The organism is Rodentibacter caecimuris (assembly GCF_010587025.1).
Lineage (GTDB): Bacteria > Pseudomonadota > Gammaproteobacteria > Enterobacterales > Pasteurellaceae > Rodentibacter > Rodentibacter caecimuris.
The window spans coordinates 1787789-1801720 of sequence record NZ_CP040863.1 but is presented as its reverse complement, the minus strand read 5'-3'; the positions used below and the strand labels follow the sequence as shown (position 1 = coordinate 1801720).

Genomic DNA, 13932 nt, shown 5'->3' with positions numbered 1-13932 from the left:
GTTGAGATTTGTGATAGAAGTCACTTTTTTAACATTTTATTTGTATTAATATAAAAATAATTAAATTTGTTAAAATATTAACACCAAAACTAAGGAGACATTATGGAAATTGCAGTTATTGGATCAAATATGGTGGATTTGATCACTTATATTGATGATATGCCTAAAATGGGCGAAACACTCGAAGCACCTAACTTTAGGATGGGATGCGGCGGTAAAGGCGCGAATCAAGCTATTGCCGCAGCAAAATTAGGTGCTAATGTAATGATGATGAGCAAAGTAGGTGATGATGCTTTTGCAGAGAATACCATCCGTAATTTTCAGCAATATGGTGTTAATACGGATTATGTGGAAAAAGTTTCGGGTGTATCAAGTGGTGTTGCACCTATCTTTGTAGATAAATCATCACAAAATCGCATTTTAATTATTAAGGGAGCAAACGCTCACCTGAAGCCAAGTGATATTGATAATGCAAAAGAGCGGTTAAAAAATTGCAAGTTATTTATCCTACAATTAGAGATACCGTTAGAAACAGTCTATTACGCAATTGATTTTGCCAATGAAAATAATATTCCCGTCATTCTCAATCCGGCTCCTGCTACCAAAGAACTTGATATTAATTATGCATGCAAATGCGATTTCTTTATGCCAAACGAAACGGAGTTAGAAATTTTAACCGGTTTACCTGTTGAAAATATGGAACAAATCCGTACAGCCGCAAACACTTTGCTTTCTAAAGGACTAAAAAACCTTATTGTTACTTTAGGTGAAAAAGGTTCTGTCTGGCTACACGGTTCGGAAGTCACCTATATCGATCCTTATAAAGTAAATGCTGTTGATACCAGTGGAGCTGGTGATGCCTTTATTGGTTGTTTTGCTTATTACTATGCTAAATCGCAAGATATTGTTGAATCCATGAAAATGGCCTCACTGTTTTCTGCTTATAGCGTTACAGGTCACGGCACTCAATCGTCCTACCCGACCAAAACACAGTTTGACACCTTCAAAAAACACTATATTTAAGGAAAAATTATATGAAAAACATTCAACAAATGCCTGACGGCTACTTAAATAAAACACCGATATTTCAATTTATTCTATTATCTTGCCTATTCCCTTTATGGGGAGCCGCAGCAAGCTTAAACGATATTTTGATTACACAGTTCAAAAGCGTATTTACACTTAGCGATTTTGCTAGTGCATTAGTACAAAGTGCATTCTATGGTGGGTATTTCCTTATCGCAATTCCAGCTTCATTAGTCATTAAAAAAACCAGTTATAAAATTGCGATTTTGATTGGTTTAACTTTATATATTGTCGGTTGTTCAATGTTTTATCCGGCCTCACATATGGCAACTTATACCATGTTCCTCGCGGCTATTTTCTCTATTGCAATAGGGTTAAGTTTTCTTGAAACCTCTGCAAATACCTATAGTTCAATGATTGGTCATAAAGATTACGCGACATTACGCTTAAATATCAGCCAAACATTCTATCCGGTAGGCGCGATTGCAGGTATCTTACTTGGTAAATATTTAATTTTCCAAGAAGGCGCGAGTTTACATGAACAGATTGCTACAATGACACCCGATCAATTACACGCGTTTAAATTAGCAACCTTAGAACATACATTGCAACCGTATAAATACCTTATCTTTGTGTTAATTGCAGTAACAATCTTGTTCTTAATCACGCCGTTTCCAAAATGTAAATCGCTTAATGATCCGGTAAAGCATAAGGAAACACATTTTATTGATACATTGAAATATCTTGCTCAAAACAGTGCGTTCAAAAAAGGGATTGTAGCCCAATTCTTATATGTAGGTATGCAGGTTGCTGTATGGTCGTTTACTATCCGTTTGGCATTAAACTTAAGTGAAATGAATGAGCGTGATGCCTCTAACTTTATGGTATATAGCTTTATCGGTTTCTTTGTCGGGAAATTTGTTGCAAATTTTTTAATGACAAAATTTAAATCTGATCTCGTATTATTTGTTTACTCTATATTAGGTGTATTTACTCTAGCTTATACTGCATTTGTGCATGATTTTTCCGCTGTTTACGCCGCCATTTTCGCTAGTGTTTTATTTGGTCCTTGTTGGGCAACAATCTATGCTTCAGTGTTAGATACCGTTGAACAAGAACATCGCGAAGTAGCCGGTGCGGTTGTCGTTATGTCTATTATTGGTGCCGCAGTTGTACCAGCAATTCACGGCTATGTGTCAGACACGATTGGTTCATTACAAACCGCATTCATCGTACCACTATTTTGCTTTGCTTATGTAGGATATTACTTCTTTGATAAATACAAAGCGCATAAATAAGGAGCTAAAATGAAAAGCTACATTTATTTAACAAAAGCATTATTCACAGAAAAAAAACATACTCTATTTGAAAATCCAGAATTCAAAGCAATAACTTTTAGATACTCATCAGGTATTGAAGCTATCAGATTAGAAAACAGCAAAGGCTTTGTTACTATACTTCCGTTTTATGGACAAATTATTTGGGATGCCGAATTCTGCGGTAAAAATCTAAAAATGAAAAATATGTTTAACGAGCCTAAATGGGGAACAACTATTATCGATACCTATGGTTGCTTTGCATTCCATTCAGGGCTAATCCGCAATGGTTGTCCAAGTCCCGAAGATGATCATCCATTACATGGTGAAATGCCTTGCGCCATCATAGATAAGGCTTGGTTAAGCATCAGTGAAAATTCATTATCAATAGGGGGCTCAGTTGAATATGTCAAAGGATTTGGTGATCATTATCTTGCCGAACCGGAATTAACCCTGAATGCTCAAAGTTCATTGTTTGAAATTCAAATGAAAGTGACTAATTTAGCCAGTGTAGAAATGCCGTTACAGTATATGTGCCATATGAATTACTGCTATGAACATGGTGCAAATTTTGCTCAAAATATTCCTACAGAAGCTATTCATTTGCGAGAAACGATTCCAGCACATGTTAAACCGACACCTGAATGGCTCGCTTTTAATGAACAAATCAAACAAGGTAAGCACACATTAAATTCATTGATTAATGATCAAATGTATAATCCTGAAATTGTGTTCTTTATGGATAATTTACAGCAATATCAGGAAAATTTAGAATACAGAATGATCTCACCCGATGGAAATGTTTATCTCACGAAATTCTCATCAAAAGATTTTAATTATGCAACACGTTGGATTTTATACAATGACGATCAGCAAGTCGGTGCCTTTGTGCTTCCCGCCACTTGTCGTCCGGAAGGCTATCTTGCCGCTAAAAATACAGGCAGTTTAATTATGATGAAACCGAAAGAGGTGAGAACCTTTAAAGTAATTACCGGTGTTGAATCATAATTTCCACAACGAAAAGTGCGGTCAAATTAACCGCACTTTTTATCAACTACACATTATGCGCCAAGCGATATTCGACTAAATCCTCTATCGTCAGCACGACGTAACCAAATTTTTGTGCAAATTCAACAATTTCAGGTGCGCGAGCCATGGTGCCGTCATCGTTGGTAATTTCGCAAATGACACCGGCTGGTTTAAAACCGGCAAGACGGGCTAAATCCACGGAGGCTTCCGTATGTCCGCGGCGGGCAAGCACACCGCCATTTACCGCACGAAGCGGGAAAATATGACCGGGTCGATGTAAATCGGTCGGCACAGCGTTATCCGCAATAGCCGCTTGGATAGTGGTAACCCGATCAGCGGCAGATACCCCTGTGGATACGCCTTTCGCGGCTTCAATAGTCACAGTAAAAGCGGTTTTGTTCACGCTATTGTTGTTTTCCACCATCGGAGGTAAATCAAGTTGTTGGCAAAGTTCTTCCGTAATGCATAAACACACGATACCGCTACCGTAACGGATTAATTTTGCCATTTGCTCGGTCATGATGGTTTCTGCCGGAAAGATTAAATCACCTTCGTTTTCGCGATTTTCATCATCTAATACCAATACACCATTACCATTTTTGAATGCCTGAATAGCGTTAAGTACACGTTCCTCGGCGGTTATACCGAATGGGGATAAAATAGACTGATTCATCGTAATTTCCTTTATTTCTTAGATTAAAATTAACCAGAATCAGGGCTGAGAAATGCAAATAAAAAGAACGGGTTGGAAGCCCAATCCGCCTTATTCTCTTTCATCCAGACTTTACTGTCGGCCTTGGAATTACACCAAATCTGCTAACCTTAAAAAGCGTTCAATGTCGTCGAAAAATACTCACTAAAAATTGACCGCACTTTTTAAGTGCTCGCGGGCTTTACCGCCGGTAGGGAATTTCACCCTGCCCTGAGAATGCGCGCTAAGTATAGCGTAAAATCGGCGGGTGCAAAATCAGAACGTGAAAAATATTTTCATTTAACCTACAATACGCCTACTTAATCCTGATGTGATGAGAAAATAAACTATGCCAGCAATCCAAGAGAAAAAAATCGGTGTCATTTTTGGGAAATTTTATCCCGTTCATACCGGTCATATTAATATGATTTATGAGGCATTTAGTAAAGTCGATGAATTGCACGTGATTGTGTGTAGTGATGCCGAACGTGATCTGAAGCTATTTTATGATAGTAAAATGAAACGTATGCCAACCGTACAGGATCGCTTACGTTGGATGCAGCAAATCTTTAAATATCAAAAAAATCAGATTCTTATCCACCATTTGGTTGAAGATGGTATCCCGAGTTATCCTAACGGCTGGCAGGCTTGGAGCGACGCAGTAAAAAATCTGTTCAAAGAAAAAGAATTTACCCCCTCCGTGGTTTTCAGTAGTGAGCCGCAGGATAAAACCCCTTACGAAAAATATTTGGGTTTGGAGGTTTCTTTAGTGGATCCTGATCGCACTTTCTTTAATGTGTCGGCAACCAAAATTCGTACGACACCTTTTCAATATTGGAAATTTATTCCGAAAGAAGTCCGTCCGTTTTTTGCCAAAACCGTTGCCATTTTAGGCGGTGAAAGTAGCGGTAAAAGTGTACTGGTGAATAAACTTGCTGCGGTATTTAATACCACATCCGCCTGGGAATACGGGCGTGAATTTGTGTTTGAAAAACTAGGCGGTAATGAGCAGGCTATGCAGTATTCGGACTATCCCCAAATGGCATTGGGACACCAGCGTTACATTGATTACGCCGTTCGCCACGCCCATAAAATCGCCTTTATTGATACGGATTTTATTACTACACAGGCATTTTGTATTCAATATGAAGGTAAAGCCCACCCGTTCCTTGATTCAATGATTAAAGAATACCCTTTTGATGTCACGATTTTGCTAAAAAATAATACCAAATGGGTGGATGACGGCTTGCGTAGTTTGGGTTCTCAAAAGCAACGCCAACAATTCCAACAACTTTTAAAAAAATTGTTAGATAAATACAAGGTTCCTTATATTGAAATTGAATCACCAAGCTATTTAGAGCGTTACAATCAAGTAAAATCGGTGATTGAAAAAATATTAAATGAAGAAGAACTGGATAATTTACAGAACGGCCCAAGAACAGTAAAGAGTAAATAAAATGATTCTATTTGCAGGTGATCCGCACGGAAGTTATGAACATCTCTATCCTTTCGTACAAGAAAACGACAATGTTGCACTGATTATTTTAGGCGACTTGCAACTTTCTTCGCCTAATGAATTAGAAAAATTGGCACAGCACTGTGATATTTGGTTTATTCATGGCAATCACGACAGTAAAACAGTAGTGGCTTTTGATGCACTTTGGGGATCGGAATGGAAAACACGGAATCTACACAATCGAGTGATGGATATTCAAGGTTGCCGCATTGCAGGATTAGGCGGCATATTTCGCGGGCAAATTTGGATGCCGCCGAATCGTCCGATGTATTTTGATCCTATTCATTATTGCCAATATAGCTCACAAGAAAAAATCTGGCGTGGCGGTTTGCCGTTGCATCATCGTTCTTCTATTTTTCCTTCCGATATAGAGGTCTTGGAAAATGAGCAAGCGGATATTTTGATCTGTCATGAAGCCCCAAAACCACATCCAATGGGTTTTCAAGTGATTAACACACTTGCAGAAAAAATGGGCGTGAAACATATCTTTCACGGTCATCATCATGATAATTTTATTTATAAAACACAATATTCTTACAAAATTACGAATGTCGGATTCCGTAGTCTTGCTGATGAAAATGGAAATTACCTATTGAAAAATATTGATGATCGCAAAGGACGCTAGGCTAGGCTAACCTGAACTGCTATTCGTAGAAACTGAGCTAAGAGATATAAGGAAATGGCGCACCCGAAAGGATTCGAACCTTTGACCACTCGGTTCGTAGCCGAGTACTCTATCCAGCTGAGCTACGGGTGCGTAGTGACGTTTTAACTATTCTTGACCATTTTAGAAGATAGAGTCGCTTTAAAATGGCGCACCCGAGAGGATTCGAACCTCTGACCGCTCGGTTCGTAGCCGAGTACTCTATCCAGCTGAGCTACGGGTGCAGAATGAATAAAACCACAAATGGCGGTGAGAGAGGGATTCGAACCCTCGATGGAGTTTTTGACCCCATACTCCCTTAGCAGGGGAGCGCCTTCAGCCTCTCGGCCATCTCACCACAATCGGTGTGTGGGCGGTATGATACGTTTTTTTGAAAATATGTCAAACCCTTTTTTGAAAAAGGTAATGCGTTTGAATATTTTATCTTCAGATTGTGTAAATAAAGTGCGCTTAGTAAAACTTTCGTTTTTCCGACCACACTTTTAACCATTCAAAATAGAACGTAAACGATCCAACTGACTTTGTGTCTGCTGCTGTTTTTGTTCCGCCGTCAGTTTAGGTTTATCCCGTTCCCAAAGTACATCATCGTGAGGTAATTCTGCTAAGAATCGGCTAGGTTCCGGACGAATAAGCTCACCATATTGACGGCGTTCACGACATAAAGAAAAGGTTAATGCTTTCTGTGCCCGCGTGATCCCCACATAAGCCAAACGGCGCTCTTCCTCCACATTATCTTCATCAATATTGGTTTGGTGCGGCAAAATCCCTTCTTCCATCCCAATCAAATACACATAGGGAAATTCCAAGCCTTTCGAAGCGTGCAAGGTCATTAATTGAACTTGGTCGCTGTCTTCGTCATCTTCTCCCCGCTCTAACATATCTCTTAAAATTAAACGGGTAACGACTTGATTAAGGTTCATCGGTTCGTTTGTTTCATCGCCTTTCAGCATATCCGCAACCCAGTCAAACAGCGTGGCAACATTTTTACTTTGCATTTCTGCGGCTTTTGGCGTTGTGGCATATTCATACAAATATTCTTCATAATGAATAGCAGACAGCATTGCACGCACTGCGCTCTCCGGTTCCGAACGTTGCACTTCATCGTTTAATTCCACCACCCAACGCCCAAATTTTTGTAGTGCGTCATAGGCTTTCGGTGTCACCTGTTGAACAAGTTCAAACTCAAAAATCGCATCAAACAAGCTAATGTGTTTTTCCTGTGCAAGCTCCCCTAGTTTTTGCAGCGTTACCGTACCAATTTCACGTTTGGGCGTATTTACGATACGTAAAAATGCCGCATCGTCATCTTGATTCACCACTAAACGCAAGTATGCCATCATATCCTTAATTTCCGTTCGGGAGAAAAAAGAAGTGCCACCGGAAATTCTATAAGGAATGCGATTTTGCATTAACACTTTTTCCAACAAACGGGATTGATGATTGCCTCGATACAAAATGGCGTAATCCTTATATTTAGTCTTGCGACTAAAACGATGGGCAATCAATTCGGCAACAATACGCTCTGCCTCATGTTCTTCATTTTTTGCTTCAATCACCAGTAATTTTTCACCTTCACCGATATTTGAGAACAATTTTTTGTCGAATACATGTTCATTGTTATCAATCAAAATATTGGCGCAATGTAAAATACGTTGGGTGGAACGGTAGTTTTGTTCTAATTTAATCACTTGTAAATGCGGAAAATCATCACGCAAACGCACCATATTCTCCGGTCTCGCGCCACGCCATGAATAAATAGATTGGTCGTCATCCCCCACCACAGTAAAACAGGCACGATCCCCGACCAAGAGTTTAATCAACTCATATTGACTGGTGTTGGTGTCTTGATATTCGTCCACCAACAAATAGCGAATTTTTTCCTGCCATTTTGACCGCACTTCTCCATTTTGTTTGAATAACAAAGTGGGAAGCATGATCAAATCGTCAAAATCCAACGCATTGTAGGCTCGAAGTTGCTCGGTATAACGTTCATAACATTTGGCAAAGGTTTGATATTTCGCCTCCCGAGCTAAGGAAAAAGCTTGCTGAGGTGAAACTAAATCGTTTTTCCAGTTGGAAATCACAGAAATTAATTCACGCAGCAGATCTTTGTCTTCTTTCAACACATCTGCTGTGAGTTCTTTTAACAAGGCAAATTGATCATGTTCATCAAACAATGTCATATTAGCTTTGAAACCTAACGCCTTGTATTCCCGTTTGATAATGTCAAAACCGAGAGTATGAAAGGTAGAAACCGTCAAACCTTTGGCTCGTTCTTTTCCAATGGAATGCGCCACCCGCTCTTTCATTTCTCGGGCTGCTTTATTGGTGAAGGTCACGGCTGCAATATGTTTCGGCAAATAACCGCACTTTTCAATTAAGTGGGCAATTTTATTAATAATGACACGGGTTTTGCCGGAACCTGCACCGGCAAGCACCAAGCAAGGGCCGGTAACATATTCCACCGCCTGTTGTTGTTGGGGATTAAGTTTCATCATTAGTCATTGCGCCCATACAGAGGGCAGTAAAACGGTATCTAATAAAAAGGACAGGGGCAAATCCAAAATCGGTAAGCCCCATTTTTTCGCCATTTCCAGATCATAGGCGACACCGGCATAGGCAGTATAGTCTTCCGAAGGATCAACCAATTTCACCACTGTACCACAGCCGGATAAGACAAAAAGTGCGGTTAAAATAAAAGCTATTTTTCGCATCGCGCTTGTAAGGCATTTAACACTGTCGTTGGGACGAGCTCGGTCACATCACCACCGTGCAAATAAATTTCACGCACGATAGTGGATGAGACAAACGCCCATTTTTCATCAGGCGGGAAAAACATCGTTTCCACCCCTTTGGTCAGTAATCGGTTTAACGCCGCCAGTTGAAGTTCGTATTCAAAATCGGTTGTCGTTCGCACACCACGGATAATCGCAGCAACATTACGGGATTTAATGACATTCGCCAATAAATCGGAAAAGCCGAATACATTAACATTAGGTAGATGTGCGACAGATTGACGGACCAGCTCAACACGTTCGTCTAAAGAAAACAATGGCTTTTTACTTGGGCTATTTGCCACTGCCACCAAAACTTTGGGAAAAATGACCGCACTTCTTTCAATAATATTCAGATGCCCATTGGTAATAGGATCAAAAGTGCCCGGGTAAATCACCGTTGTCATACTTTACGCTCCAAATAAGGCTTTAATAAATCAAATAAACGTGATAATGCGCCGCGATTTTCCATTAATACTTCATAACCGGCATGGCCTAAACGCCAACGGGCTTCTTTTGAGCTAAGCAATGCTTCTACCGCTCGCTCTAATGCCTTAACAGTTGAATTAACCTCTAATACCCCTTGCATTTCAACAAGTGTTCTAAAAACCTCCGGAAAATTGAAGGTGTGCTTTCCGCTAATCACAGGTATTTTAAATGCCAACGGTTCAAGCGGGTTATGCCCGCCGTGTTTGACCAGACTTCCCCCCACAAAAGCAATGTCAGAAATACCATACATCAACATCATTTCTCCCATCGTATCGCCTAAAATCAGCTGAGTATTTGCATTCGGCAATTCACCGGTCGAACGACGAATAAATTGAAATTTTTCTTTTTGGATCAACGCAGCTACCGAGTTAAATCGCTCAGGATGACGCGGTACGAGCAATAAAAGTAAATCAGGATACTTGTCTAGCAGCTGACGATGTGCCTGTAAAATAATCTCTTCTTCCCCCTCATGCGTACTCGCAGCTATCCAAATTTGACGTTTTTTTGCCCATTGATCACGCAATATTTGAATTTGTTCAAGTAGCGCTTGGTTAACTGTTAGATCATATTTAATATTGCCCGTCAATTTAAGTTTATCTTGAGGATAACCCAATTCAAGAAAACGTTTCTCGCTAATTTGATCTTGCGGAGCAATCAAACTAATTTGAGACCACGTATTTTGTAAACGAGCTCTCACTTTGCCGTAACGTCTGGCAGAGCGGGAAGATAAACGGGCATTTGCCACAACAAAGGGAATATCACGGCAGTGCAGTTGTCGGATTAAATTCGGCCACAGCTCGGTTTCAATAACAATACAAAGTTTTGGTTGAATAAAATCAATGAAACGATTAATTGAGTAGGGTAAATCATAGGGTAAATAACAGTGCGTTACGCTCTCACCAAAAGCCGCTTTAACCCGTTCGGAGCCGGTTGGCGTGACAGTAGTAAAGGTAATCGATAAATCAGGGTAATTCTGTTGAATCCGACGCACTAAAGGTGTTGCCGCAATCACTTCACCGACAGAGGCGGCATGGATCACAATGCCATGAGGTACCGGTGCGACTAAATGATGATAAAAACCGTAACGCTCTCCCCATCTTTTCCGATAATCCGGCGCTTTAAAGCCACGCCCCCACATAAAAAGCAGAACTAACGGCTGAATCAAATACATTAGACAGGTATAAAAAAAACGCCACATAAATTAAATTCGGTTATACTTGAAAAAATTTTCAGTAGTATAGCAAAAAAGGAATCAAAATATGCCAACAATTAGCATCGCAATGATTGTAAAAAACGAGGCACAGGATCTTGCACTATGCTTAGACACAGTGAAAGATTGGGTAGATGAAATCGTCATTTTAGATTCAGGTAGTACCGATAATACAAAAGAAATTGCGCTAAGCTATGAGGCAAAATTCTACGAAAATACCGACTGGCCCGGTTTTGGCAAACAACGCCAAATCGCACAACAGTATGTCACTTCCGACTATGTACTTTGGTTGGATGCCGATGAACGCGTAACACCGGAACTACGCCAATCGATCCAACGTGCCGTACAACAAAATCCAGAAAATACGGTGTTTGAAATCCCACGCATAAGCGAAGTATTCGGGCGTAAAATTCGCCATTCCGGCTGGTATCCGGATTATGTCGTTCGTCTATATCGCACTCATTATGCCGGCTACAACGATTCTTTAGTTCATGAGAAAGTCTGCTATCCGAACAATACCCGTGTTGAGCGATTAACGGGAGATTTAGAACATTTCACTTATAAAAATCTTCATCACTACTTAGTAAAATCTGCCGGTTACGCCAAAGCTTGGGCGGATCAACGTCAAGCAAATGGTAAAAAAGCCACACTTTGGCAAGGGGTCGCGCATGGGCTCAGCTGTTTTATAAAAATGTATATTTTAAAAGCCGGCTTTTTAGACGGGAAACAAGGCTTTTTGCTTGCAGCACTTTCTGCGCATTCTACCTTTGTAAAATATGCCGATTTGTGGGAAAGAGAACAACACTAAAAAAAGTGCGGTTAAAATCAACCGCACTTTTCATTTCTAATGATAAAAACTAATTTTTTGCAGCCTCTGCCGCTTTCACGATCACGGCAAATGCCGGCGCTTTAAGTGACGCCCCACCCACTAACGCACCATCAATATCCGGTTGAGTAAACAATTCCGCTGCGTTCGCATCATTTACAGAGCCACCATATTGAATGATCACTTGATCTGCTACCGCTTGAGATTTGGCAGCAATATGACCGCGAATAAAGGCATGAATGGCTTGTGCCTGCGCCGGAGTAGCAGACTTACCGGTACCGATTGCCCAAATTGGCTCATAGGCAATCACTGCGCCATTAAACGCTTCCACGCCTAACGCATTAATGACGGCATCAATTTGACTCGCGCACACTTCTTCGGTTTTACCTGCTTCATTTTCTGCCTCAGATTCACCGATACACAACACCGGGACTAAACCTGCTTTTTTTAATGCATCGAATTTTTTCGCGATAAATTCATCGCTTTCTTTGTGATAAGTACGACGCTCGGAGTGACCGATAATAATATATTTCGCACCAAAATCTTTTAACATTTCCGTTGAAATATCCCCGGTAAATGCACCTTGCACATTTACATCGACATTTTGTGCACCAAGCGCGATTTTACTGCCGGTTAGTGCGCTTTCCGCTTCCGCTAAATACATCACCGGAGGAGCGATTGCTACATCACAACCGTTCACATCAGCGAGTTCTACTTTTAAATTTTCGATTAATTCTTTGGTAAACGCTTTGCTACCATTTAACTTCCAGTTACCCATTACTAAAGGACGACGTGCCATTTTTATTTCTCCATATTAATTAAATAAATGCGGTTACTATATCAAATTTTCGCCTTGATTCTTTGTTCAAAATCATAAATTTGAAAATTTTTTTGCTGAGCGCGTGATTCTTCAGCGTGAAAAAGCTACAATCTACGACATAGAATCAATAAAAATTAACCGATTTTATTAAAATGAAGATTTTTAAAGCAGAGCAATGGAATATTGAGGTACTTTTACCCCTTTTTGAACATTATCGTCTCGCGCATGGAATGACGGAAAATCCTGACCGCACTTTAACGTTCTTAACCAACCGTATCCGCTTTAATGAAAGCCTCTTCTTTATTGCTGTCAATTCACAAGATGAAGCCGTAGGGTTTATCCAGCTTTATCCACGCCTATCATCACTACAATTACAACGTTATTGGCAGCTAACTGATATTTACGTTGTTAATTGCCCTCAACACACCGATATTTATGCGGCTCTGATTTCCAAAGCAAAGGATTTTGTGCTTTATACCCAATCAAATCGTTTAGTGGCTGAATTGGGACAGGAGCAACATGAACTATTGGAACAAGAAGGTTTTAAATTAAATCCTAAAAAAAGCCTATTTGAATTGACTTTGTAATGTTTACAGATCTGCAATCTTATTGGGATTATTTGCGTATTGAACGCCAAGTCAGCCCTCACACTCTCAGCAATTACCAACGTCAGCTTGAGGCAGTGGTAGCACTGCTTGTAGAACAAGGTATTCGAGATTGGCAACAAATTACACCAAGTGTAGTGCGTTTTATCTTAGCACAAAGCAAAAAAGCGGGACTTAAAGAAAAAAGTCTGGCTTTGCGTCTATCCGCCATACGCCAATTTTTTAACTATTTAATTCAACAGGGAAAATTAAAGGTAAACCCTACTATCGGCATTTCAGCACCAAAACAAAGTAAGCATTTACCCAAAAATATCGATGGTGATCAGGTTCAACAATTACTTGCCAATGATAGTAAAGAGCCCATTGATATTCGTGATCGTGCCATTTTGGAATTAATGTATAGTTCAGGCTTACGTTTATCGGAATTACAAGGGTTAAACTTAAATAGTATTAATACTCGCACTCGTGAAGTACGGGTTTTGGGAAAAGGAAATAAAGAACGTATCGTGCCTTTCGGACGTTATGCCTCCCATGCGATACAGCAATGGTTAAAAGTGCGATTATTATTTAATCCAAAAGATGAGGCCTTATTTGTGAGCCAGTTAGGGAATCGTATTTCTCATCGTTCTATCCAAAAACGCTTGGAAACCTGGGGTATTCGCCAAGGGTTAAATAGCCATCTCAATCCACATAAACTTCGCCATTCCTTTGCAACCCATATGTTGGAAGCCAGCTCCGATCTCCGTGCAGTGCAAGAGTTGCTCGGCCATAGCAATCTTTCAACAACTCAAATTTATACCCATCTCAATTTTAAACACCTTGCCGATGTTTACGATCAAGCACATCCTCGTGCGAAACGCAAAAAGTAAAGTGCGGTTGATTTTAACGTTATTTGTGAAAATGAAAATTTGATATCTTTCAAAACTGTATTTTGGCTAACTAAAAATGTATAAAGAACATTTTCTA

At 40.1% G+C, this 13932-nt stretch carries 13 protein-coding genes, 3 tRNA genes, 1 pseudogene and 1 riboswitch; of the genes and pseudogenes, 8 read left to right on the top strand and 9 right to left on the bottom strand.

What is annotated here, in order from left to right:
• The first annotated feature begins 102 nt into the window (after positions 1–102).
• The 3 genes from rbsK to FEE42_RS08840 are packed head-to-tail and all read left to right on the top strand — an operon-like array spanning position 103 to position 3350.
• A complete protein-coding gene (gene rbsK, locus FEE42_RS08850) occupies positions 103–1023 on the top strand; it encodes a ribokinase (protein ID WP_059368544.1) in 921 nt (306 codons plus the stop codon).
• A gap of 11 nt (positions 1024–1034) precedes the next feature.
• Positions 1035–2324, top strand: coding sequence for an L-fucose:H+ symporter permease (fucP, locus tag FEE42_RS08845; protein WP_059368545.1), 1290 nt, complete (start codon positions 1035–1037; stop codon positions 2322–2324).
• Positions 2325–2333: 9 nt separating this feature from the next.
• The gene (locus tag FEE42_RS08840; protein ID WP_135969480.1) at positions 2334–3350 is read left to right on the top strand and encodes an aldose 1-epimerase family protein; all 1017 of its coding nucleotides are present in this window, start codon (positions 2334–2336) and stop codon (positions 3348–3350) included.
• A 46-nt stretch (positions 3351–3396) separates the two neighbouring features.
• Here FEE42_RS08840 and ribB read toward each other — a convergent pair whose 3' ends face one another.
• Positions 3397–4044 carry a 3,4-dihydroxy-2-butanone-4-phosphate synthase gene (gene ribB / locus FEE42_RS08835; protein ID WP_164028255.1) on the bottom strand — a complete coding sequence of 216 codons (648 nt, stop codon included), beginning with the start codon at positions 4042–4044 and terminating at the stop codon, positions 3397–3399.
• 88 nt (positions 4045–4132) lie between these two features.
• Positions 4133–4305, bottom strand: a riboswitch (FMN riboswitch).
• Between ribB and nadR the strand changes: the two are divergent.
• Positions 4300–5518: pseudogene (nadR, locus tag FEE42_RS08830) on the top strand (multifunctional transcriptional regulator/nicotinamide-nucleotide adenylyltransferase/ribosylnicotinamide kinase NadR). It overlaps the preceding riboswitch by 6 nt.
• Position 5519: 1 nt before the next feature.
• The gene (locus FEE42_RS08825) at positions 5520–6203 is read left to right on the top strand and encodes a metallophosphoesterase family protein (protein ID WP_164028250.1); all 684 of its coding nucleotides are present in this window, start codon (positions 5520–5522) and stop codon (positions 6201–6203) included.
• 55 nt (positions 6204–6258) lie between these two features.
• Here the strand turns inward: FEE42_RS08825 and FEE42_RS08820 are convergent.
• The 7 genes from FEE42_RS08820 to waaA form a co-directional block, all read right to left on the bottom strand.
• Positions 6259–6335 (bottom strand) — tRNA-Arg (locus tag FEE42_RS08820).
• Positions 6336–6389: 54 nt separating this feature from the next.
• A tRNA-Arg gene (locus FEE42_RS08815) sits at positions 6390–6466 on the bottom strand.
• A 20-nt stretch (positions 6467–6486) separates the two neighbouring features.
• A tRNA-Ser gene (locus FEE42_RS08810) sits at positions 6487–6579 on the bottom strand.
• A gap of 145 nt (positions 6580–6724) precedes the next feature.
• Positions 6725–8737, bottom strand: coding sequence for a DNA helicase Rep (gene rep, locus FEE42_RS08805; RefSeq protein WP_164028827.1), 2013 nt, complete (start codon positions 8735–8737; stop codon positions 6725–6727).
• Between the two features lie 6 nt (positions 8738–8743).
• Complete coding sequence (locus tag FEE42_RS08800) at positions 8744–8956, bottom strand: YceK/YidQ family lipoprotein (RefSeq protein ID WP_059368550.1); 213 nt, start codon at positions 8954–8956, stop codon at positions 8744–8746.
• On the bottom strand, positions 8944–9423 hold the full coding sequence (coaD, locus tag FEE42_RS08795) for a pantetheine-phosphate adenylyltransferase (protein ID WP_135969482.1): 480 nt from the start codon (positions 9421–9423) through the stop codon (positions 8944–8946). Before coaD ends, FEE42_RS08800 begins: the two co-directional genes overlap by 13 nt.
• Positions 9420–10703 carry a lipid IV(A) 3-deoxy-D-manno-octulosonic acid transferase gene (waaA, locus tag FEE42_RS08790; protein WP_164028249.1) on the bottom strand — a complete coding sequence of 428 codons (1284 nt, stop codon included), beginning with the start codon at positions 10701–10703 and terminating at the stop codon, positions 9420–9422. Before waaA ends, coaD begins: the two co-directional genes overlap by 4 nt.
• 61 nt (positions 10704–10764) lie before the next feature.
• Between waaA and FEE42_RS08785 the strand changes: the two genes are divergently transcribed.
• Entirely contained in the window at positions 10765–11523 is a 759-nt protein-coding gene (locus FEE42_RS08785; protein ID WP_164028247.1) for a glycosyltransferase family 2 protein, read from the top strand.
• A gap of 49 nt (positions 11524–11572) precedes the next feature.
• On the opposite strand, the gene tpiA is transcribed toward FEE42_RS08785, so the two are convergent.
• On the bottom strand, positions 11573–12340 hold the full coding sequence (gene tpiA, locus FEE42_RS08780) for a triose-phosphate isomerase (protein WP_059368554.1): 768 nt from the start codon (positions 12338–12340) through the stop codon (positions 11573–11575).
• A 173-nt stretch (positions 12341–12513) separates the two neighbouring features.
• Between tpiA and FEE42_RS08775 the strand changes: the two genes are divergently transcribed.
• A complete protein-coding gene (locus FEE42_RS08775) occupies positions 12514–12948 on the top strand; it encodes a GNAT family N-acetyltransferase (protein ID WP_077587267.1) in 435 nt (144 codons plus the stop codon).
• Positions 12948–13835, top strand: a complete 888-nt coding sequence (xerC, locus tag FEE42_RS08770) for a tyrosine recombinase XerC (RefSeq protein ID WP_164028245.1) — start codon at positions 12948–12950, stop codon at positions 13833–13835. The genes FEE42_RS08775 and xerC overlap by 1 nt, the downstream gene beginning before the upstream one ends.
• Positions 13836–13932: the final 97 nt, after the last annotated feature.